This is a genomic window from Nonomuraea sp. C10 (genome assembly GCF_008017515.1).
Lineage (GTDB): Bacteria > Actinomycetota > Actinomycetes > Streptosporangiales > Streptosporangiaceae > Nonomuraea > Nonomuraea ferruginea.
The window spans coordinates 1,986,006-2,005,468 of the sequence record NZ_VPFF01000003.1 but is presented as its reverse complement, the minus strand read 5'-3'; the positions used below and the strand labels follow the sequence as shown (position 1 = coordinate 2,005,468).

General features: G+C 71.1%; 20 protein-coding genes. 12 read left to right on the top strand and 8 right to left on the bottom strand.

Going from position 1 to position 19,463, the window contains the following annotated elements:
• Positions 1-231 precede the first annotated feature (231 nt).
• The 3 genes from FR742_RS41415 to FR742_RS41405 all read right to left on the bottom strand — a co-directional run bounded on the left by FR742_RS41415 (position 232) and on the right by FR742_RS41405 (position 3,944).
• The gene (locus tag FR742_RS41415; RefSeq protein ID WP_148036637.1) at positions 232-1,371 is read right to left on the bottom strand and encodes a hypothetical protein; all 1,140 of its coding nucleotides are present in this window, start codon (positions 1,369-1,371) and stop codon (positions 232-234) included.
• Between the two features lie 141 nt (positions 1,372-1,512).
• The gene (locus FR742_RS41410; RefSeq protein WP_148036636.1) at positions 1,513-2,172 is read right to left on the bottom strand and encodes a response regulator transcription factor; all 660 of its coding nucleotides are present in this window, start codon (positions 2,170-2,172) and stop codon (positions 1,513-1,515) included.
• Entirely contained in the window at positions 2,169-3,944 is a 1,776-nt protein-coding gene (locus tag FR742_RS41405) for a sensor histidine kinase (RefSeq protein WP_187281607.1), read from the bottom strand. The genes FR742_RS41410 and FR742_RS41405 overlap by 4 nt, the downstream gene beginning before the upstream one ends.
• A gap of 169 nt (positions 3,945-4,113) precedes the next feature.
• Between FR742_RS41405 and FR742_RS44955 the strand changes: the two genes are divergently transcribed.
• Positions 4,114-4,860, top strand: a complete 747-nt coding sequence (locus tag FR742_RS44955) for a hypothetical protein (RefSeq protein ID WP_187281606.1) — start codon at positions 4,114-4,116, stop codon at positions 4,858-4,860.
• Between the two features lie 222 nt (positions 4,861-5,082).
• A complete protein-coding gene (locus FR742_RS41400; protein ID WP_148036634.1) occupies positions 5,083-5,946 on the top strand; it encodes a hypothetical protein in 864 nt (287 codons plus the stop codon).
• 550 nt (positions 5,947-6,496) lie between these two features.
• Here FR742_RS41400 and FR742_RS41395 read toward each other — a convergent pair.
• A complete protein-coding gene (locus tag FR742_RS41395) occupies positions 6,497-7,072 on the bottom strand; it encodes a DinB family protein (protein ID WP_222709286.1) in 576 nt (191 codons plus the stop codon).
• Between the two features lie 116 nt (positions 7,073-7,188).
• Here FR742_RS41395 and FR742_RS41390 point away from each other — a divergent pair, with 116 nt between their 5' ends.
• Both FR742_RS41390 and FR742_RS41380 read left to right on the top strand, forming a co-directional pair.
• Positions 7,189-7,689 carry a hypothetical protein gene (locus tag FR742_RS41390; RefSeq protein WP_148036633.1) on the top strand — a complete coding sequence of 167 codons (501 nt, stop codon included), beginning with the start codon at positions 7,189-7,191 and terminating at the stop codon, positions 7,687-7,689.
• A 438-nt stretch (positions 7,690-8,127) separates the two neighbouring features.
• A complete protein-coding gene (locus FR742_RS41380; RefSeq protein WP_148036631.1) occupies positions 8,128-10,260 on the top strand; it encodes a carbon starvation CstA family protein in 2,133 nt (710 codons plus the stop codon).
• A 56-nt stretch (positions 10,261-10,316) separates the two neighbouring features.
• Here the strand turns inward: FR742_RS41380 and FR742_RS41375 are convergent, their stop codons facing one another.
• Both FR742_RS41375 and FR742_RS41370 read right to left on the bottom strand, forming a co-directional pair.
• Positions 10,317-10,874 carry a DUF305 domain-containing protein gene (locus tag FR742_RS41375; protein ID WP_148036630.1) on the bottom strand — a complete coding sequence of 186 codons (558 nt, stop codon included), beginning with the start codon at positions 10,872-10,874 and terminating at the stop codon, positions 10,317-10,319.
• Positions 10,875-10,895: 21 nt separating this feature from the next.
• Positions 10,896-11,810 carry a MerR family transcriptional regulator gene (locus FR742_RS41370; RefSeq protein ID WP_148036629.1) on the bottom strand — a complete coding sequence of 305 codons (915 nt, stop codon included), beginning with the start codon at positions 11,808-11,810 and terminating at the stop codon, positions 10,896-10,898.
• Between the two features lie 38 nt (positions 11,811-11,848).
• Between FR742_RS41370 and rplK the strand changes: the two genes are divergently transcribed.
• Positions 11,849-12,274: a 50S ribosomal protein L11 gene (rplK, locus tag FR742_RS41365; protein ID WP_148036628.1), complete on the top strand. Its 426-nt coding sequence runs from the start codon at positions 11,849-11,851 to the stop codon at positions 12,272-12,274.
• Positions 12,275-12,304: 30 nt separating this feature from the next.
• Positions 12,305-13,252: a DNA polymerase domain-containing protein gene (locus FR742_RS41360; RefSeq protein ID WP_148036627.1), complete on the top strand. Its 948-nt coding sequence runs from the start codon at positions 12,305-12,307 to the stop codon at positions 13,250-13,252.
• Here FR742_RS41360 and FR742_RS41355 read toward each other — a convergent pair whose 3' ends face one another.
• A complete protein-coding gene (locus FR742_RS41355) occupies positions 13,253-13,771 on the bottom strand; it encodes an adenylate kinase (RefSeq protein ID WP_148036626.1) in 519 nt (172 codons plus the stop codon).
• Positions 13,772-14,341: 570 nt separating this feature from the next.
• Between FR742_RS41355 and FR742_RS41350 the strand changes: the two genes are divergently transcribed.
• Together FR742_RS41350 and FR742_RS46305 are read left to right on the top strand one after the other, a co-directional pair.
• The gene (locus FR742_RS41350) at positions 14,342-14,968 is read left to right on the top strand and encodes a hypothetical protein (RefSeq protein ID WP_261809062.1); all 627 of its coding nucleotides are present in this window, start codon (positions 14,342-14,344) and stop codon (positions 14,966-14,968) included.
• A 40-nt stretch (positions 14,969-15,008) separates the two neighbouring features.
• The gene (locus tag FR742_RS46305; protein ID WP_261809061.1) at positions 15,009-15,152 is read left to right on the top strand and encodes a hypothetical protein; all 144 of its coding nucleotides are present in this window, start codon (positions 15,009-15,011) and stop codon (positions 15,150-15,152) included.
• 11 nt (positions 15,153-15,163) lie between these two features.
• On the opposite strand, the gene FR742_RS41345 is transcribed toward FR742_RS46305, so the two are convergent.
• Positions 15,164-16,228 carry an extradiol ring-cleavage dioxygenase gene (locus FR742_RS41345; RefSeq protein ID WP_148036625.1) on the bottom strand — a complete coding sequence of 355 codons (1,065 nt, stop codon included), beginning with the start codon at positions 16,226-16,228 and terminating at the stop codon, positions 15,164-15,166.
• Positions 16,229-16,309: 81 nt separating this feature from the next.
• Between FR742_RS41345 and FR742_RS41340 the strand changes: the two genes are divergently transcribed.
• The 4 genes from FR742_RS41340 to FR742_RS41325 are packed head-to-tail and all read left to right on the top strand — an operon-like array spanning position 16,310 to position 19,431.
• The gene (locus FR742_RS41340; RefSeq protein ID WP_219546115.1) at positions 16,310-16,828 is read left to right on the top strand and encodes a MarR family winged helix-turn-helix transcriptional regulator; all 519 of its coding nucleotides are present in this window, start codon (positions 16,310-16,312) and stop codon (positions 16,826-16,828) included.
• A complete protein-coding gene (locus tag FR742_RS41335) occupies positions 16,825-17,823 on the top strand; it encodes an amidohydrolase family protein (RefSeq protein WP_148036624.1) in 999 nt (332 codons plus the stop codon). Before FR742_RS41340 ends, FR742_RS41335 begins: the two co-directional genes overlap by 4 nt.
• Positions 17,810-18,007: a 2-hydroxymuconate tautomerase gene (locus tag FR742_RS41330; RefSeq protein ID WP_148036623.1), complete on the top strand. Its 198-nt coding sequence runs from the start codon at positions 17,810-17,812 to the stop codon at positions 18,005-18,007. The genes FR742_RS41335 and FR742_RS41330 overlap by 14 nt, the downstream gene beginning before the upstream one ends.
• The gene (locus tag FR742_RS41325) at positions 18,004-19,431 is read left to right on the top strand and encodes an aldehyde dehydrogenase (RefSeq protein WP_148036622.1); all 1,428 of its coding nucleotides are present in this window, start codon (positions 18,004-18,006) and stop codon (positions 19,429-19,431) included. Before FR742_RS41330 ends, FR742_RS41325 begins: the two co-directional genes overlap by 4 nt.
• The last annotated feature ends 32 nt before the right edge of the window (positions 19,432-19,463 follow it).

Genomic DNA, 19,463 nt, shown 5'->3' with positions numbered 1-19,463 from the left:
ACCATAGTCAGAGCACTCGTGCCGGCGCGTGGTACCGATAGGCGGGTGATCGGGAGGTGGTGCGGCCGGCGCGGCGTCGTCCTCGTCGCGAACCCTCACGGAGCGCTCGCGGGCCGGCGAGCTGGCCTCATGACGGCGACGCCCAGGCTGATCAGATTCCGGGGTGCAGTAGTTCGCGAGGAAGACGGCGTGCCGTGTGGCCGGGGGCTACCCCGGCCACCGATCGGGGAATCAGTCGACAGGGGGACCGGCGATGGTGGTGTAGCCGCCGAACTGGCCGGCCGGCTGGCCGTTGACGTAGGGCCGGAAGTTGGACGCCAGCGCGCCGGAGGTCAGCCGGGCCAGCAGCGTCTGGTCGTGGGGGCCGCCGTTGGGGGCGGTGGCGAAGGCCGCGGGATTGCCGGTCGCCTCGCCGTCGACCCGCTCGTAGCCCACGACGCGGTCACGCCGGTAGGCGTAGACGGCGTTGTCGGGCCCGCGGACGTACAGGAAGTTGGTGGCGAGCGCGATGTCGCTGGTCGCGGTGAGGCCGTCCAGCGGCTGCCAGGTGGCGCCTATGGTGACGAGGTTCATGGTCCACACCCGGTTGTCCTCGCCCCGGGCCGCGATCTCGTACGCGTTGATGCCGAAGTCGTCGCGGACGGCGATGTTGCTGGTGACGCGCAGGTCGCCGATCGGCTCGAAGGCGGTGGCGGTGTTCGCGCTCACATTGCTGAAGTAGACGCGGTTGTCGCTGCCCCGGACGAAGACGCGGACGTTGAAGGGAAGAGTGAAGAACCCGCGGCTGGCGGTGATGTCACTGGTGGCGAAACCGCCGAGGCTGCGCCAGCCGACCCAGGCGCCGTTGCGGCGGACGTTCGTCCACACCGCGCCATCGGTGCCCCGGGCGAAGAGTTTGACGCTGGCGGGCGGCTCGTCGAAGGCGACGATCGCCTCGACCTCGCCGGTCACCCTCAGACCAGGCACGATGGAGTAGCCGGTGACCACGCCGGACGGGGTGATGGTGTTGGTGTAGACCTGGTCATCGGTGCCGCGTACGTAGAACTCGGTGCCGTAGGAGGTCACCACGACGTTCGGGTCACCGACGATCACCCCTCCCAGCGACTGGAAGGGGCCGAAGACGCCGCCCGAGAACGTGCTGTACAGCAAGGAGCCGTCCGCGCCGCGCGCCGCCACCCCCTTGGCCGACCGGGTGAGGGTGTAGTCGTGGGCCACGCGCGGAGTGCTCAGGTCGGGCAGGCCGGCAGCGTAGGCGGGCGGAGGAGGACCGGCCGCCGCAGCGGGAGAACCGAAGGCCAGCAGGCCCAGAGTGAGTGCCAGGGCGGTGCCTGCCGCGAGTGGCCGGCGTAACCAGTGGCGTGGATGCTTCATCGCAGAGTCCTTTCGTCGACTTGGCGAAGCAGACTCTGATTCGTCGGCGTCCCACGGATGGATCACAAGAGTTTTGACTCACCCGAGTCAGGCAAGGTCTCGGGACGCGGCGCAGGCGCCGATCGTCGACCGCGCGCGACGTCACTCGACCGGATGCTGCCCGAGTCCGCGGTCGCGGGCGCGCGCGACGAGCGCGGCACGGTCGCGCGCCTGGAGCTTGGCGAGGATGGCGGCGACGTGGTTGCGCACGGTCTTCTCGGAGAGGACGAGCCTGGCCGCGATCCCGTGGTTGCCGAGCCCCGCCGCCACGAGGCCGAGCACCTCGTGCTCGCGATCGGTGAGCTCGGGGAAGACCTTGCCCGCGGCGGTGAGCGGCCGTGTCGCGTACGCGGCGATCCGGCGGCCGACCTCTCCGCCGAACACGGTGCCGCCGGCGGCGACCACGAGGACGGCGCGGGTGATCTCCTCGCGCTCCGCGCCCTTGAGCAGGTAGCCGCGAGCGCCGGCGCGTACCGCGGCGAGCAGCCGCTCGTCGTCGGCGTGCATCGTCAGCACGAGCACCCCGAGGTCGGGGAAGCGGTCGGTCAGCGTGGCGAGGGCACTGAGCCCGTCGACCCCGGGCATCTCGAGGTCGGTGAGCGCGACCTCGGGCGACAGTTCCTCCACGAGCCGGACCAGCTCCGCGCCGTCAGCGGCCTCGCCGACGACGTCGACGTCGGGTGAGGAGGCCAGCGCCGCGCGCAGGCCGAAGCGGAACATCGGGTGGTCGTCGGCGACGACCAGGCGTACCGGGGCGCTCATGCGATCCGCACCGCCGTCGGCACCCTCAGCGTCACCGTGGTGCCCGCGTCCGACGAGCTGATCGCGACCTCGCCGCCGAGCTCGCGGGCGCGTGACCGCATCGAGGCCAGGCCGATCCCGCCGCGCGGCGGCCGGTACGGGTCGAATCCCGCGCCGTCGTCGCGCACGTCGACAATGAGATTGTCGCCCTCGTCGCCGCGCACGCACACGTCGAGTCGCGTGGCGCCGGCGTGGCGGACGGCATTGGTCACCGCCTCGGTCACGACCCGGTAGGCCGTCTGCTCCACCCTCGGCGGCAGCGCGGGCAGCGGACCGACCTCCACGCTGACCGGCAGGGCCGCGGCCACCGAGACGACCCCGCGCCGGATCGCCTCGGCGAAGCCGCGCTCCTCGATCGCCGCCGGCCGCAGGTCGTCGAGGATGCGACGCACCTCCGACACGGTCACGGCCACCTCGGCGCGGAGCACCCCGGTGATCTGCAGCGCGGTCGTCGCACTGGACGCCCGGATCGCGTCCTCCAGTCCGGCGAGCCCCAGTCCCATCCCTGTCAGGGCGGGCCCGAGCCCGTCGTGCAGCTCGTGGCGGAGCCGTTCGCGCTCCCGCGTGCGGGCGTCCATCGCGGCATCACGCTGCGCCTCCAGCTGTTCGGCCAGGCCCCGCGCGTGGAGCACGGCGGCCACCTGCGCGGCCAGCGCGGCGAGCATCCTTTCCTCGCGCCGTGCGAACCCCTCCTCCGGCCACCTCGGCACGACCTCCAGCACGCCGAGCGGCATTCCGCCGACCGCCAGGGTGGCGCTGAACGCCGTGGCGGGGAGCTCGGCGTCGGGCCGCAGGTCACCGCTGCACGCGATCACCGATCGGAAGGCGTCGCGGATCCGGGCGCCGGGGGCGCCGACCGACCGCCGCACGGCGGCGAGTACCGCGGTGAGCAGTTCGCCGTCGGTGTCGGCCGGCGCGCCGACGTGCGTGCCGATCTCGGCCACGACCCGCACCGGATCCGCCCGTGGTGACGCGTCGATGCCCAGCAGGCGATAGCGCAGCACCGCGACCGCGATCGCCGCCGGCAGCAGATACAGGCTCGTGACCTGGGCGACCTGGGCGGCCAGGCTGTCGCCGAGCAGGTTCACCACGATGATGAGGATGACGATGCCGAGCGGCCACGCGAGCTGCTGGCGTCGCGGCGCGGCCGACCTGGCCCACCTGACGATCGCGAGCACCCAGATCGTCGCCGCACCGGCCAGGTACACGACGAAGGACACCGCGCCGAGCGGGCCGTCCGACGGCTGCCCCGCGAGCCAGTGCAGCTGGATGAGCACCGCCCCGAGGGCGACCACGCCCACCGGCCACCACCAGGCGCGTCCGGGCGGGCGCCCGGTGGGGAAGAAGGCGGGCAGCGTGCCCAGCATCGCCATGATGCTCCATCCGCCCACCATGGTGAGGACCAGCCCGGGAACGCGTGCCGTCCAGTCGCCCGCGGCCGCCGCGGGGCCGAGCCAGCCGGCCGCGGCGAACGCCTCCTCGGTCAGCGAGAGCTGGGTCATGGTCCCGACGACGAGGAGGAGCCAGCCGATCGCGTTGGCGGGGCGGAGCCAGGCCAGGAGCGCGCCGGCGAAGGACCATCCGACACCGACGAGCGTGCCCGCCAGCGCGAGCGCGAGAGGGAGCCGTACGTCATGGGCCGCCGCGGCGAACCCCTCGGCCGCCGCGCCCGCCAGGCCGGCCACGCCGACGAGCACGGCGACCGCACCGACGGCGGCTCTCAGGACCCACATGGGATCAGTCTGGGGCCCGCGCGCCCGGGACGCCACGGGCCGGTGTCCCGTCCGGCCGGGCACATCGCCCGGGTCGACGGGTTCCCTCGCCCTGTCCCGGGACGCCCCCGCGCCGTGACGCTGGTCGGGCACGACCCAGTCCACCAGCTCGTGATCCGGAGGAGATCCCATGTCCCTGTCCGCCGAAGCGTTTCCGCCCGCGCCCGCGCGAGTCCGTCGCCACATCGTGTTCCGCGTCATCGTCGCCGCGATCGCGCTGCTGCTCATCGTCGGATTCGGCGTGTGGCAGTCGATCCTCACGCCGTGGGTGAGCTTCGCCGACACCACGGACCACGGCTGGACCCGCACGCCCGAACTGCACCGGACGGCCGACACCGTGAGCGCCGCCGTCATGGGGGCGGTCGGCGCCGCGGGCATCGTCCTCGCCGTACTGCCGCGCCGGCGGTCGGCGCTCACCGCCTGGTTCGTCGCGATGGTCGCGGCGATGGGCATCACCAGCGTGGTCTCGTCGGTCATCCAGGGGCACGACCTGATCGACGCCGCGATCTTCGCGGTCGGATGGCTCGCGCTGCTCGTCGTGCCGACCGTGCTCCTCGCTCCCGACCGCCGCAGCCTGCCCGCGGGCGGCGTCGCGTCGGAGGACCGACCGCGCGGGCCGCTCCTCGCGGCACTCCGGGCGCTCGTCGTCGCGGGAGCCCTCATCGCGGTCGGCGCGATCGTCTGGCGGCTCGCCGGCGGCGTCATCGAGAGCCCGCGCGAGGACGACGTCGTCGGCTTCGTGCTGTTCGGCCTCGCGTTCGCGCTCGGCGGGGCGCAGTGCCTGCGCGCCCGTGAGAGCTGGCGCACGCTCGCGATCCTTTTGGCCGCGGTGACGGCGTACACCGTCGTGGCGGGGGTGTCGCTCGCGCTCGGCTGACGTGCAGCTCAGCGGGCGCGTATCGAAACCGGCGGCTTGGGCGCACGCGCGGCTCCTCGACCCGCACAGGCCGAGTCCGGGCAGCTCAGGAACCCTGCGCCACGCCTGCTGAGCTGGTCGAACTCGTATGGACGCGACCGCGTACGCAACTTTCCCCGCGTCGGCGGCATCCCATGGAACATGCGATTTCGTACGTCACTCGCGGCACTTACCCTCACCTGCTTGACGGCGACCGCCCAGCCTGCGGCCGCCGAAGCACCGGCCACAATCGCTTACGCGCAGCGGACGCAGACCTGGGAAGTGGTGCTGACCAGTGGGAAGGTGGTGAAGGTGCCGGAGGCGCTCGCCGTAGCGCCCAAGGACGCGGTCAACAGTGGGGAGCGCGCGCCGTTCCTGATCAGCGGGGACGGGCGGCACATCTTCTACTACCGGAAGAAGGACGGCCTGTTCGTGGCGCGGACCGTGCACGGCAAGGAGCGGGTGGTCGCCAAGATCACGGCGTATGCCATCGGTGAGGAGTGGCCGATCGTGTCCTATGACGGCAGCTATGTGGTCACCGGGACCTCGGGACCGGGCCTGGGCGTCCTCGTGGACCTGCGCGAGCGCAAGGCGATGGGGCCGCCGGAGAAGACCGACGCGTGGGACCTGCCCAGGTTCAGCCCGGACAGCAAGCGGCTGCTGCTGGGCGGGGAGCAGAGCGTCGTGTTCGACCGGGCGCTGCGGTCCCGCCTGCGGCTGAAGACGCGGCTGACGCCGAGCGCGCTGGCGGAGGACTACACCACCTCGGCCGTCCTGGTCGGCAAGGCCGGCAAGTATCGCAAGGTGCGCCTGCTGAACCTGCGCACTGGCCGCGCGGGCGCCGTGGTGAGGGTGAAACTGCCGCGCGGGCAGTACATCGACGACATCGACTTCGACAGGTCCGGGCGGTTGGCCGTGCGATCGAAGACCGCGACCGGAGTGGCGGTCTACCAGGTCTCGCGCAAGACGGGCGCGGTGAAGCCGCTGAAGGAGATCAAGCGGCCCGATGCGGCTGTTTGGGTGCTCCCGGACGACTCCGCCTACGAGTCGTGGACGGAGAGGAAGTGAGCGACCCGGGTCCTTGAGCTCGTGCGGGCGTGCCCGCCACCGTGCCGGGATTGTTCGCTCAGGCCCGTCCGTAACCCGGCGACGAGCCCGTGACCAGCCCTCCTCAGGCGGCGTAAGCGGTCAACTCTCGCCCCTTCTGAGTGAGAATGTCTGAGCTGACGTGGCGCGGAGCGCCTGAGGGCGAAGCCCCATGGCGCCGGAGGCGCCTTGTGGGAACGTCTGAGCCGGGAGGCGCGAAGCGCTTGAAAGGCGAAGCCCGTCAGCGCCGCAGGCGTGAGGGCCGCAGGCAGGAGGGCCGCAGGCAGGAGGGCCGAAGGCACTGGGTTTGCGCCGAAGGCGCCTTGTGAGAACGCCTGAGCTGCAATGCGCGAAGCGCCTGCTGGGCGAAGCCCTTTCGGCGAAGCTCTTCGGCGCTGAAGGCGCCTTATCGAAACGTCTGAGCTGGAACGCGCGAAGCGCCCGCTGGGCGAAGCCCTTTGGGCGCCGCAGGCGCCGGGGTTGCGCCGGAGGCGCCTCAGAAGAACGGCTGAGCTGCGACTCTGACCAGGGGTCAGGCCTTGGATGCCGCTTCGCGGATGCGGGTGGCGTAGTCGCGCCAGTAAGGGTCGCCCGGCTCAGGGAAGGACGTGTCGCCCGGGTGGCGCCCGCCCGAGCCGTCGATGAGCTCCCTGATGATGTCGGCGTGGCCGGCGTGCCGGGACGTCTCCTGGATCATGCGGACCACCAGCTGCCGCAGCGACGCCTCTCTGCGCCCCTCCGGCCACCACGGGACGGTGCCGACGGCGGCGAGGTCGAGGGCCTCGATGGTCTCGTCGGCGTGGGTGCAGGCGCGGCGGTAGAGGCCGGTGAGGTAGTCGGTGGTCTCGCCTTCGGCCGCCCACATGTCGGCGCCGTCCCAGATGGTGCCGTCGTCGTGCCATGACATCCGCTCCGGCGCGGGCCGCCCGAACACCTCGCCCAGATAGCCGTACTCCAGGCCGGCCAGGTGTTTGACCAGGCCGAGCAGGTTGGTGCCCGAGGGCACCATGGGCATCCGCATGTCGGCGTCGCTCAGCCCGTCGAGCTTGAACAGCATCGCGTCGCGTACCTCTTGGAGGCTCGCGCGCAGGATCTCTTTCTCGGTCACCCTCCACACCGTACGAGACGCCACCGACAGATGAGAGTGCCCTCATCTGTCGCTCACTGACCGCTCACCACGGGACGAAAGGCTTTTAACCAGTACGAACGAGAAAGAGGACTGACATGAAGAAGATCTCCCTGGTTCTGGCCGGCGCCCTGCTCGGCTCCGTTTTCGCCGCCGCTCCCGCGTACGCGGACGACCGGACGTGCCGGGGCGTCATCCGCGCGGTGTCCGTCGACGGCGACATCAAGGTGCCCAAGGGCGAGAAGTGCACGCTCGTCGGCACGAAGGTGGACGGCAACGTCAAGGTGGGCGAGGGCGCCACCCTTGTAGCGCGCGGCATCCGGGTGGACGGCGACATCCAGGCCGAGGAGGCGCGGCGCGTGTCGGTGACCAAGGGCTCGAAGGTGGACGGCAACATCCAGGTCAAGGAGAGCGGGACCGTCACCGTCAACTCGACCCGGGTGGACGGCGACATCCAGATCGAGGAGAACCGCGGCCGGGTCAAGATCTACAAGAACAAGGTCGGCGGCAACCTCCAGTGCGAGGAGAACCGCCCCGCGCCCACCGGCAAGGGCAACCGTGTGGAGGGCGACAAGGAAGGCCAGTGCCGCCGTTTCTAACAGCTCCATTGCGGAGGGATTACCCCGGTCAAGACAGCGTTTTGGTAGTCAATAACCCGGGTAAGGGCGTCTTTAGCTTCTGAGCACCAATTATTTCAGGAGCCCCAGATGTCTCGCATGACGCTCACGGCCGCCGCACAGGATTTCCTTCGCGCCGACGAAGTGGTCTTCTTCGATTGGCACGTCACGGGCCTCTGCTGCGCCGACGCCGGGGAGTTCTCAGTCAGGCCGTTGCGGCGGTCCCGGTTGCCGCGAAGGGCCCGGAAGCTGGGGACCGATCTGGTGTACGCCCACCCCTCCGCCTGGGTGCATCTAGTCGAGCTGCCCGTGACGATCGACTGCCGTCCGCTGTGGCGCTGGCGGCGCTTCACCACCGATCTGCCACCGGACGCCGGACTCCGCTGCTGCCTGGGCCGTCCCATATATGGGAGGTAATCGGTGAAGGTGCGCTCCATCATCATCTGGACAGCGGTCGCCTTGATAGGCGCCGCCGGCTGGGGCGTGCTCGCCCTGTCCAGGGGTGAGAACGTCAACGCGGTCTGGTTGCTCGCCGCCGCACTCGGCTCGTACGCCATCGCCTACCGCTTCTACGCCCGGTTCATCCAGCGCAAGGTCCTCCGCACCGACGACCGGCGGGCGACGCCGGCCGAACGGCTCGACAACGGCATCGACTACCAGCCCACCGACCGGCGGATCCTGTTCGGTCACCACTTCGCCGCCATCGCCGGGGCCGGCCCGCTGGTCGGGCCGGTGCTGGCGGCCCAGATGGGCTACCTGCCCGGCACAATCTGGATCGTGGCCGGCGTGATCTTCGCCGGGGCGGTGCAGGACATGGTGATCCTGTTCTTCTCCATGCGCCGCAACGGGCGCAGCCTCGGTCAGATGGCCCGCGACGAGATCGGGCCGGTCGGCGGGGTGGCGGCGCTGATCGCGGTCTTCGCCATCATGATCATTCTGCTGGCGGTGCTGGCGCTGGTCGTGGTGAACGCGCTGGCGCAGTCGCCGTGGGGCGTGTTCTCGATCGCGATGACGATCCCGATCGCCCTGTTCATGGGCTTCTACCTGCGGGTGCTCCGGCCGGGCAAGGTCGTGGAGGTCTCGGTCATCGGCGTCGCGCTGCTGATCCTCGCCATCGTCGCCGGCGGGTGGGTGCAGGACTCGAGCTGGGCCGGGGTCTTCACGCTGAGCCCGTCGGCGCTGGCGCTGTGGCTGATCGCGTACGGGTTCATCGCGGCGGTGCTGCCGGTGTGGATGCTGCTCGCGCCGCGCGACTACCTGTCGACGTTCATGAAGATCGGCACGATCGCGCTGATGGCGGTCGGCATCCTGGTCACGATGCCGGCGATGCAGAACACCGCGTTCACCGAGTTCGCGTTCAACGGCAAGGGGCCGGTGTTCGCCGGGTCGCTGTTCCCGTTCGTGTTCATCATCATCGCCTGCGGCGCGCTGTCCGGGTTCCACGCGCTGATCTCCTCCGGCACGACCCCGAAGATGATCCAGAAGGAGTCCCAGGTACGGATGATCGGCTACGGCTCCATGCTGATGGAGTCGTTCGTGGCGGTCATGGCCATCGCCGCGGCCTCCATCCTGAGCCCCGGCCTCTACTTCGCGATGAACTCGCCCGCGGGGGTGCTCGGCGCCACGGTCCAGACGGCGTCCGAGGCGGTCACCAACATGGGCTTCGTCATCACGCCGCAGGAACTCCAGGCGGCCGCGGCGGCGGTGCAGGAGGAGACCCTGATCGCCCGTACCGGAGGAGCGCCCACGCTGGCCGTCGGCATCTCGGAGATCTTCTCCGGGTTCCTCGGCGGCGCCGCGCTGAAGGCCTTCTGGTACCACTTCGCGATCATGTTCGAGGCGCTGTTCATCCTCACCACGGTCGACGCCGGCACCCGCGTGGGCCGGTTCATGCTCCAGGACACGCTGGGCAACGTGTGGAAGCCGATGCGCAAGGTCAGCTGGTGGCCGGGGCTCCTCGCGACCAGCGCGATCGTGGTGGGGGCCTGGGGCTACTTCCTCTACCAGGGCGTCAACGATCCGCTGGGCGGCATCAACCAGCTCTTCCCGCTGTTCGGCATCGCCAACCAGTTGCTCGCGGCGGTGGCGCTCACCGTCGCCACCACGCTGCTGATCAAGAGCGGGCGGCTGAAATGGGCCTGGGTGACCGGTGTCCCGCTGGCGTGGGACGTCGCGGTCACGCTGACGGCGAGCTACCAGAAGGTGTTCTCGCCCGACCCCGGCCTCGGGTTCTTCGCCCAGCGCGACCGCTACCAGACCGCACTCGACCAGGGAGAGGTCCTGGCCCCGGCCAAGTCGATCGGCGACATGGAACGGGTCGTGTTCAACTCCACCGTCGACGGCGTCCTGGCCGCGCTGTTCGCGATCCTCATCATCATCGTGATCGTGGACGCCGCACGGGTCTGGATCGTCGCGATCCGCTCCCGGGCGCCGCTGCCCGACACGGAGGCCCCGTACGAGGAGTCGAAGATCGTGGCGCCGGCCGGGCTCATCGCGACGCGTGAGGAGCGCGAGCTGATGGCCGGCGCGGCCGGTCCTCCGAAGGGAGATTGACGCGGGGCGGGCAGGGCGGGCGCCTTTCCCGGCGGCGACCCGCCCTGCCGGTCCGGTCAGGCCAGCAGCCCGGCTATCTCGGCGATGGTGGCCCGCTGATTCTTGATCATCTCTTTCGCCAGGCGCAGGGTCGGCTGGTGTCTGCCCTGGTCGAGCACCTTCTCGGCCATCTCGGTGCCGGAGGCCAGGTGTCTCGACAGCACCGTCAGCCAGGACTTGTCGAACTCCGCGCCCGACATCCCTTCCAGCACCTTGATCTGCTCGGCCGACAGCATGCCGGGCATGGAGTGCGCGACCTTCGCGTCGTCCGGCGGCACCTTCCGCTTCCACTCGCGCAGCCAGGACGCCATCTTGTCGATGTCGGCCTGCTCCAGGGCGATCAGCCTCCCGCCCAGATCCTGCACGTACAGGTTGTCCGCCCGGCCCTCCGCCAGTCCGGCGAGCTGGATGGTCTGCCGGTGGTGCGGGATCATCTCCTGGGAGAACCGGATGTCGGCCTCCCCGTACGCGGCCTGCGCGGCGGGCAGCGGTTCTCCGGTGGCGGGCGCGCACGCGGCGGACACGGGCACGCACAGGGCCAAGGCGGCGATCAGCAGGCAGGTCCGCACCCGCATCAGCTCCCCTCGATGGTTCGATCACTCCGAGGTACGCGCCGGTTGCGGAGAAAGTTCACGATTGGTTCTGAGCCCTCGGTGGATCCAGTCGTACGCGACGGCCATGGGTGAGGGCTCGGGGGCGAGGCCCCGTACGGCCGCGACCAGCTCCCAGTAGCGCGCGGCGCGCGGATCGTGCCGGTCGAAGGCGCGCAGGACCTCGTCGCGGTCGCCGCCCATGACGGCGAGGGCGCGTTCGAGCACCGGGACCGCCTCGGGCGCGGCGGGCGAGACCCCCGCCTCGACCGCCCGCAGCGCCTCCTCCGCCATGGCCGCGCTCTCCCGCTGCCACGTCCCATGGTCGTACGGGCGGTCCCAGAAGTCCGCGGACGTCTCCCGCAGGTTGCGCCGGAACCCGTCGTCGGCCAGCAGGTCCATCAGCTCCAGCCACGCGTCGAGCTGGGCGGCCGTGGGGTCCTCGGGCAGCTCGGGGGCCATGCACGCGCGCATGTCCGCCAGCCACTCCCGCTGGGCGGGGCTGCCGCCCACGTCGTCGATGAACGTGTCCAGCAGCGTCTCCATCTCGGCCGCGCCCAGCCGCCCGAGCGTGTGCAGCCGGCGCAGGTCCTCGTCGGCGGGGTCGTCCTTGGCGAGAGTGGCGCGCAGCACGGCCCGGGTCCGCTGCAGCGCGGTGAGCTGGGTCTCCACGGCCCGCAGGTGGAGGGCGAGCACGTCCTTGAGCCCGCGCCGCCCCAGCGAGCGGATCGTGGCCAGGTCGACGCCGATCTCCCGCAGTGTGCGTACGAGCTCCAGGTGGACGCGGTGCTCGTCGGTGTAGCGGCGGTAGCCCGAGGGGGTGCGGCCGGGCGCGGGCAGCACGCCCTCATCGGAGTAGAACCGGATGGTCTTGACGGAGAGACCGGTCAGCTGCGCCAGCTTGCCGATCGAATAATCCATTTGAGTCTCCTGTTACGGGAGACTTTAGCTTAGCCCGCATGGCGAAGAACAAGGTGACCAGGGTCGTCACCATGCACCTGAACGCGGGCGAGGCCGGCCCGGCGACCGTCGGCAAGGACCTCGGCCCGCTCGGCATCAACCTCATGCAGTTCTGCAAGCAGTACAACGAGCTGACCGCCGGCCGGCGCGGCTACGTGATACCGGCCGTGGTCACGGTCTACGAGGACCGGGCCTTCGACATCACCGTCAAGCAGCCCACCACGGCCTCGCTGATCCGCCAGGTGACCGGCCTGAACGGCGGCAGCCCCCGCCCCGGCCACCAGAGCGGCGGCGTCGTCACCACGGCCCAGCTCACGCAGGTGGCCGAGGCCAAGCTGCCCGACCTCAACACCGACGACCTCGACCAGGCGGTCAAGATCGTGGCGGGCACGGCCAGGTCCATGGGGCTGGACGTCAAGGACTGATTGTCGTCCCCGGCGGTTATCGTGGGCGGGGTGACCGGCGATGAGACGCGCGACGAGGTGCGGCTGACCAATCTCGACCAGCCGCTGTTCGACGGGGCTGACGCGACCAAGCGTGATCTGGTCGACTACCTCGACGCGGTACACGACCGCATCCTGCCCGCGCTGCGCGGGCGGGCGCTGTCGGTCATGCGGGTGCGGCCGGGGCAGGCGCCCTTCATGCAGAAGAACCTCCCCAAGTACGCCCCCTCGTGGATCCGCACGGTGACCATCTGGGCGGAGGCGTCGCACCGCCAGGTCTCCTACGCGCTCTGCGACGACCGGCGGACGCTGCTCTGGTTCGCCAACCAGCGGGCCGTCGAATACCACCCCGCCCTGCTCGTCGGCGACCACTTCACGCACCTGGTGCTCGACCTCGACCCGCCGGAGGGCGGCGACTTCTCGCTGGTGGTGCGGGCCGCCGGCCTGATCAGGGAGGCGCTCGGCCAGGCCGGGCTGTCCGGGGCGGTCAAGACCTCCGGGGCCAAGGGCCTGCACGTGTTCGTGCCCGTCGTGGCCGGGATCTCCATGGAGGACCTGGCCGCGGCCACCCGGGCCGTCGCCGCGCGGGCCGAGCGGCTCGACCCCGCCATGGCCACCACCGCGTTCATCAGGGAAGACCGCCAGGGCAAGGTGTTCCTCGACTCGACCAGGGCCGGCGGGGCCACCGTGGTGGCCGCCTACAGCCCGCGGATCAGGCCCGGGACGCCGGTCTCGTTCCCGGTCGGGTGGGACGAGCTCGACCGGGTGACGCCGCGCGACTTCACCATCAGGACCGCCCCCGGCCTGCTCGGCGACGGCGACCCGTGGGCCGCTGGGCTGCCCTCGCCGCAGTCGCTGCCCCCCGACCTGATCGAGGAGGGCCACACCATCCCGGTCGCCCGCGTCCAGGCCATGCACGAGGGCAAACGCCGGGCCGCCCGCGCCCGGCGCGGCGAGTGATCAGCCGTCCAGGACGCGCGCCAGCTCGCCGCTCGACGTGACGCGGACGAACCTCAGGTGCCCGTACGCCGGATCCACGGCGGCCTTCGCGTACCGCTCGCGGTATTCGTCATGCTTCACCCACGCCCAGCGCAGGATCGACTCGTCCTTCGTGAACAGGAACCGGAACCTCTCCCGGTTCCCGTTCCACAACTCGGCCCCGGTGGCCATCCGGCGCAGCGTCCTGGCCGCGAGCCTGCGCATCACCGTGGCCCTCGGCGGATCCACCCAGACCACGGTGTCACTACGCGACCACACCAGCTCCCGCACGGCCGAGTAGTTCCCGTCGACCACCCACCCGTCGCCCGCGGTGAACGCGTCGACCTCGGCCCGGAACTCGTCCACGGGGCGCGGGGTCCAGCCCGGCATGTGGAAGATCGAGTCCAGCTCCAGCCACGGCACACCCAGCCTCCCGGCCAGCTCCGCCGCCACCGTCGACTTGCCCGACCCGGAGTTGCCCACGACAGAGATGCGACGCACCGGAAGAATGTACTCCCATCCCCGGCTCCCCGCTCCACGGCCCAAAGGTCTTCACTCGTCAGGCGCTCCGCGCCCCCACAGCTCAGGCGTTTCATTGAGGCGCCTTCGGCGCAACCCCCGCGCCTTTCGGCGCCCTCGCGCGTGCCGCGGGCCGGCCGGGGAAACAGAGTGAGCCAGGTAAGCCCGCCTTCCGACGGCTCCTCGCCAGGGGTCCGCGCTCCTTGAATCCCACGGCTGACAGGGCGCGCGAAGGCGCCGGAGGCGCAGGGGGTTGCGCCGAAGGCGCCTTATCGGAGCGCCTGAGCTGAGATGGCGCGGAGCGCCTGGGGGGCGAAGCCCTTGTGTACGCCCCGATTCGGGTCCGCTGGTGCGCCAACGGCGCGTGCGGCATGGTCTTCGAACGCGAGGGGTCCGATCAGAAGCTGACCGCTGAACACCAGCACCGCCGCCAGGAGCGTGGTGGCTGATCGCGGCATTCAGCGATCTTGAAAGAGTGTCGCTTCCCCCGTCGGCATCATCTGCAACGCGATCGACATCGCTCTAAGTAATATTCATGTCACAATAAGCGACATGCCGTCCCCCTCACACGACGCCCTCATCCAGATGATCAGTGAACGCCCCCAACTGGCCGTGGAGATCCTGCGCGACCTCATGGGCGTGGACGTGCCCGTCACCCCGCTGATCCGTGTGGAGGACAGCACGTTCAACACTCGGCCCTCCGGCGACTTCGAGGCCGACCTGGTCCTCGTCATGGGCCCGCCCCAGAGCCCCGCCCATGCCATCATCGTGGAGATCCAGCAAGACAAGTCCAAGGCACCCCACCAGCTCGCACGCTACGCCGCCGCGCTGTGGCTGCTGCTCGGCTGCGACGTCACCGTCCTGGTGATCTGCCCCGACCGTGCGGCCGCCGCCTACTACGCCCAGCCGATCGACTCCGGCCTGACCGGATACCGCCTCCAGGCCCACGTGCTGGGACCGGACGACATCCCCGCCATCACCGACCCCCACCAGGCCGCCGCCCAGCCCGGACTGGCGGCCATGGCGGTCATGGTCCACGGCCGCGCCCGAGATCCGGCGCCTCCTGGAGGAGATCATGAAATCCACCACCTGGCCCGTCTACAGCCCTTTCGCGCGCGAACACTTCGGCCGCGGCCTCGAAGAAGGCCAAGCCCGAGGCAAAGTCGAGGGCAAAGCTGAAGGTAAGGCAGAAGGCAAGGCTGAAGAGGCCGCACGCCTGGTGCTGCTGCTCCTGGAAACCCGCGGCCTCGACGTCCCGGACGACACCCGGGCCCGCATCACCGCCTGCGCCGACCTGAACCAGCTCGAAACCTGGGCCACCCGGGCCATCACCGTCCAGACCCCCGACGACCTGTTCGACTGACCCGGCAGGCGTCACCGGTAGACCGCGAACACCTTATTCGAGTTGAACACCTCGGTCTCCACGAACGCCGACCACTGCGGCGCCGGCCGGCCGAGCGCCTCCATGGCCGCCACCAGGGGGAACCAGTTGAGCAGCTCGTGCTGCCCCGCCGCCTCGACGTCGGCCAGCGTGGTGGCGCGCCACACGTCCAGGTCGCCCTTGACGAGGGCCTCGTACAGGCGGGCGTCGGCGGGCGTGTCGGGCCACATCCGCCAGGTGCGGTCGCACAGGAAGGCGTGCGACCAGCTGGAGGAGGCGAGCAGCGCGATCCGCCACGGCGACTCGGCGCAGAGCCGCGCCACCTCCGCCCCGACCTGCATCAGCCGGGCGGGCGACGGCGACGGCGGGTCCAGCTCGCGCTTGTCCCCGATCTCGCTCATGAAGCCGCGGTAGCTGACGACCCGCCGGCCGTAGCAGTTGATCGGGAACGGGATGACCGGGTAGTCGAAGCCGGTGCGGTGGTAGTCCAGATAGAGGATGGCGTTCAGGAACGCGTGCGGCAGCCCCGGATGGTGCGCCTGCTTGTAGGCGTAGGCCACGTCGACGCCGCGTTCCAGCAGCCCGGAGGCGAGATGCCGGGCGATGTCGGGCCGGCCGCGCACCCGGAAGGTGGTGTCGTACGGTTCGTCCCACACGTTCGGCTTGCCCTGCATGTCCGCCGAGTAGCCGGCCTGCGCCCAAGGCCGGAGCTCCAGGTCGGGGTAGGCGAGCACCGCGTAGGGCGGGATGAGGTCCTCGTGGAAGTTCTCGTACTGGTCGTCGCCCCAGATCAGGACGGCGTCGGGATTGAAGTCGTCGATGGCGGCCCGTACCTGCTCGAAGCCCTTGATCAGAGCCTCGCGGTGCTCCGCGGCACCGGTGGCGCCGCCGTCGTCGCCCCACTCGCGGCGGGCGTTCGCGGTCCAGTTGGCGGGGTCCTTCACCTCGGCGGGGATGCCGGGGTCGGCCATGGTGCGCCGTAAGAGGCCGGCCATGTCCGCGTCCGTGCCGCTGAACGGAGGGTAGTGCGTGACGCCGACGCCCAGGACTTCGCCCATTCCGGGCCCTCCAGGATTTCGAAGTGGATCTGTATTATCATCCACCATAAATATCTACGTTTCGAATAACCAGGGGGCCGCGTGGCCGAAGAGCCCGGTTTCCAGGACGTCGAGTGGCAGGTCGCCCGCGCGGCGGACGAGCACGGCCCGGAGTTCGACCCCGACCTGCTGAAGCTCACCCTCACCCTCTACCGCGCGATGTCGTCGTTCGACCGGGCCGGCACCGCCGAGCTGGCGCCCCACGGGCTGACAGTAAGCCAGCTCAACATCCTCACCGTCCTGCACCGCGCCGACCGGCCGCTCAACATGGGCGAGCTGGCCCAGGCCATCTCGGTGCGCCCGGCCAACCTGACGAGCGTGGTCGACGGGCTGGTGGCGCGGTCGTACGTGGAGCGGCGGGTCAACCCCGGCGACCGCCGCTCGTTCCTGGTGGCCAACACGGAGGCGGGCGAGCGGTTCCTGGCGGGGTTCCTGCCGTCCCACTGGCGCTACCTGGACGCGATCGCCTGGCAGCTCAGCGGCGACGAGCGCCGCACGCTCACCGCGCTGCTGGCCAAGCTGCGCGGGTCCATCGAGACCGCCCAGGTGGTGGCGCCGTGACCGTCGACGTCCACACGCACGCGATCCCGCGCGACCTGCCGCGCCTGTCCGAGAGGTACGCAGGAGCCTGGCCCGGCCTGCGGGCCACCGGGCCGTGCACAGCCGACCTCCAGCTGGGCGGCCGGTTCTTCCGCGCCCTGGACGACCGCTGCTGGGACACCGGGCGGCGGCTCGCCGACATGGCGGCCGAAGGCGTGACCTCCCAGGTGGTGTCCCCGATCCCGGTCACGTTCGGCTACGGACTCCCGGTCGACGGCGCGATCGAGCTCTCCCGCGCGCAGAACGAGTGGATCGCCGGTCTCGTCGCCGCCGAGCCCCGCCGCTTCACCGGGCTCGGCACGGTGCCGCTGCAGGAGCCGGACGTCGCCGCCGCCATGGTCGGCGAGTGTGTCGACGGGCTCGGGCTGGCCGGCGTCGAGATCGGCACCAACGTCGACGGCCGCCCGCTCGACGACCGGGCGCTGGACGTCTTCTACGCGGCCGTCGCCGAGCGCGACGCGGTGCTGTTCGTGCACCCCTGGCAGGTGCTGGGCGCCGACCGGCTCGGCGCGCACGGGCTGCTGTACGCGGTCGGCATGCCGGCCGAGACCGCCGCCGCGGCCGCCACGCTCATCCTCGGCGGCGTCCTGGACCGGCACCCGGGCCTGCGGGTCGTGCTCGCGCACGGCGGCGGCGCGCTGCTCGCCATGCTGCCGCGCATCGAACGGTGCGTGGCCATGCTCCCCGGCGTCCGGGCGCCCGAACGACCGGTGCGGGAGTATCTGCGCCGGTTCTGGTACGACTCGCTCGTCTACGACCCCGGCACGCTGCGCACGCTCGTCGAGACCGTCGGCGCCGACCGCGTCATGGTCGGCACCGACTACCCCTTCCCCATCGCCGAACGCCCCGCCGGAGCCGCCCTGGCCCCGGCCGGCCTCGCCCCCGACCAGGAACGTGCGGTCCGCACCGGGACCGCCGCCGACCTCTTCCCAGGTGGTGTCCATGCCTCTCGTTGAAGTCACACTCGTCCAGGGCCGTCCGGCCGAGAGCATCCGCGCGCTGATCTCCAACGTCACCGAGGCCGTCGTCGCCTCCGTCGGCTCACCCAAGGAGAGCGTCCGCGTGATCGTACGGGAGATCCCGCCGACCCACTGGGCCTCCGGCGACGTCACGATCGCCGAGAGGGGGCCGCGCTCATGACCGGCTTCTACGGTCACGTCATCGACGGCGAGGAGACCGGATCCCTCGACGGGCGTCGGATGCCCAGCGTCGACCCGTGGACGCGGGAACCGTGGGCCGAGGTCGCGCTCGGCGGGGCCGACGACGCCGCGCGGGCGGTGGCGGCGGCCCGGCGGGCGTTCGACGAGGGGCCGTGGCCCCGGATGGGGTTCGCCGAGCGCGGCAGGCTCCTGCACCGGCTCGCCGACCTCGTCGAGGAGCACCGCGCCGAGCTGAGCCTGGCCGACACCCGCGACATGGGCAAACCGGTCGCCCAGAGCGGCCACGACGTGCTGCGCGCCGCCGCCAACCTCCGCTTCTTCGCCGACCACGCCCGCCTGTCGACCGGGCAGGCGCTGCCGATGGACTCCGGCCACCACGCCTACACCCGCTACGAGCCCGCCGGCGTCGCCGCCGCCATCGCGCCGTGGAACTTCCCTCTCATGCTGGAGTCGTGGAAGATCGCCCCCGCGCTGGCCTGGGGCAACACGGTCGTGCTCAAGCCCGCCGAGGACACCCCGATTTCCGCCACGCTCCTGGCCAGGCTCGCGCTCGAAGCCGGGCTGCCGCCGGGCGTGCTCAACGTCGTGCACGGCTACGGCCCCGACTCCGCCGGCCAGGCGCTCACCGAGGACCCGCGGGTCGACCGCGTCACGTTCACCGGCGAGTCCGCGACCGGCCGCGCCATCACCCGCGCCGCCGCCGCCAACCTCACCCCGGTCAGCCTGGAGCTCGGCGGCAAGGGCGCCAACCTGGTGTTCGCCGACGCCGACCTCGACAACGCCGTCCACTGGTCCGCCGAGGCGATCTTCCGCAACGCCGGCCAGGTGTGCCTGGCCGGCAGCAGGCTCTACGTCGAGCGGGCCGTCTACGGCGAGTTCCTGGACCGGTTCGTCAAGAAGGCCGAGTCGCTCCGCACCGGCGACCCCAAGGACCCGGCCACCGAACTCGGCCCGCTCGCCAGCGAGTCCCACTTCGCCAAGGTCCGCTCGTACGTCGAGGACGCGCCCGGCACGATGCTGACCGGCGGGCTCGGCGACGGCTGGTCGGTCCGGCCGACCGTGCTCGCGGACGTCGACCCGGCCGCCCGCCACTGGCGCGAGGAGATCTTCGGCCCGGTGGTCGTCGTCCAGCCCTTCGACACCGAGGCCGAGGCCGTCAGCGCGGCCAACGCGACCCGCTACGGGCTGAACGCCATGCTGTTCACCGAGAACGTCAACCGCGCCCACCGCGTCTCGGCGGCGCTCCGGGCGGGCACGGTCTGGCTCAACTGCTTCTTCATCAGAGACCTGCGCGCCCCGTTCGGCGGCGTCGGCGACTCGGGCATCGGCCGGGAGGGCGGCGACTTCAGCCGCGAGTTCTTCACCGAGCCGAAGGCGGTGGTCATGCAGATCGCGGACGCGTGAATCGTCGTACGCGTGTGGGAGCCTTGCCGGCC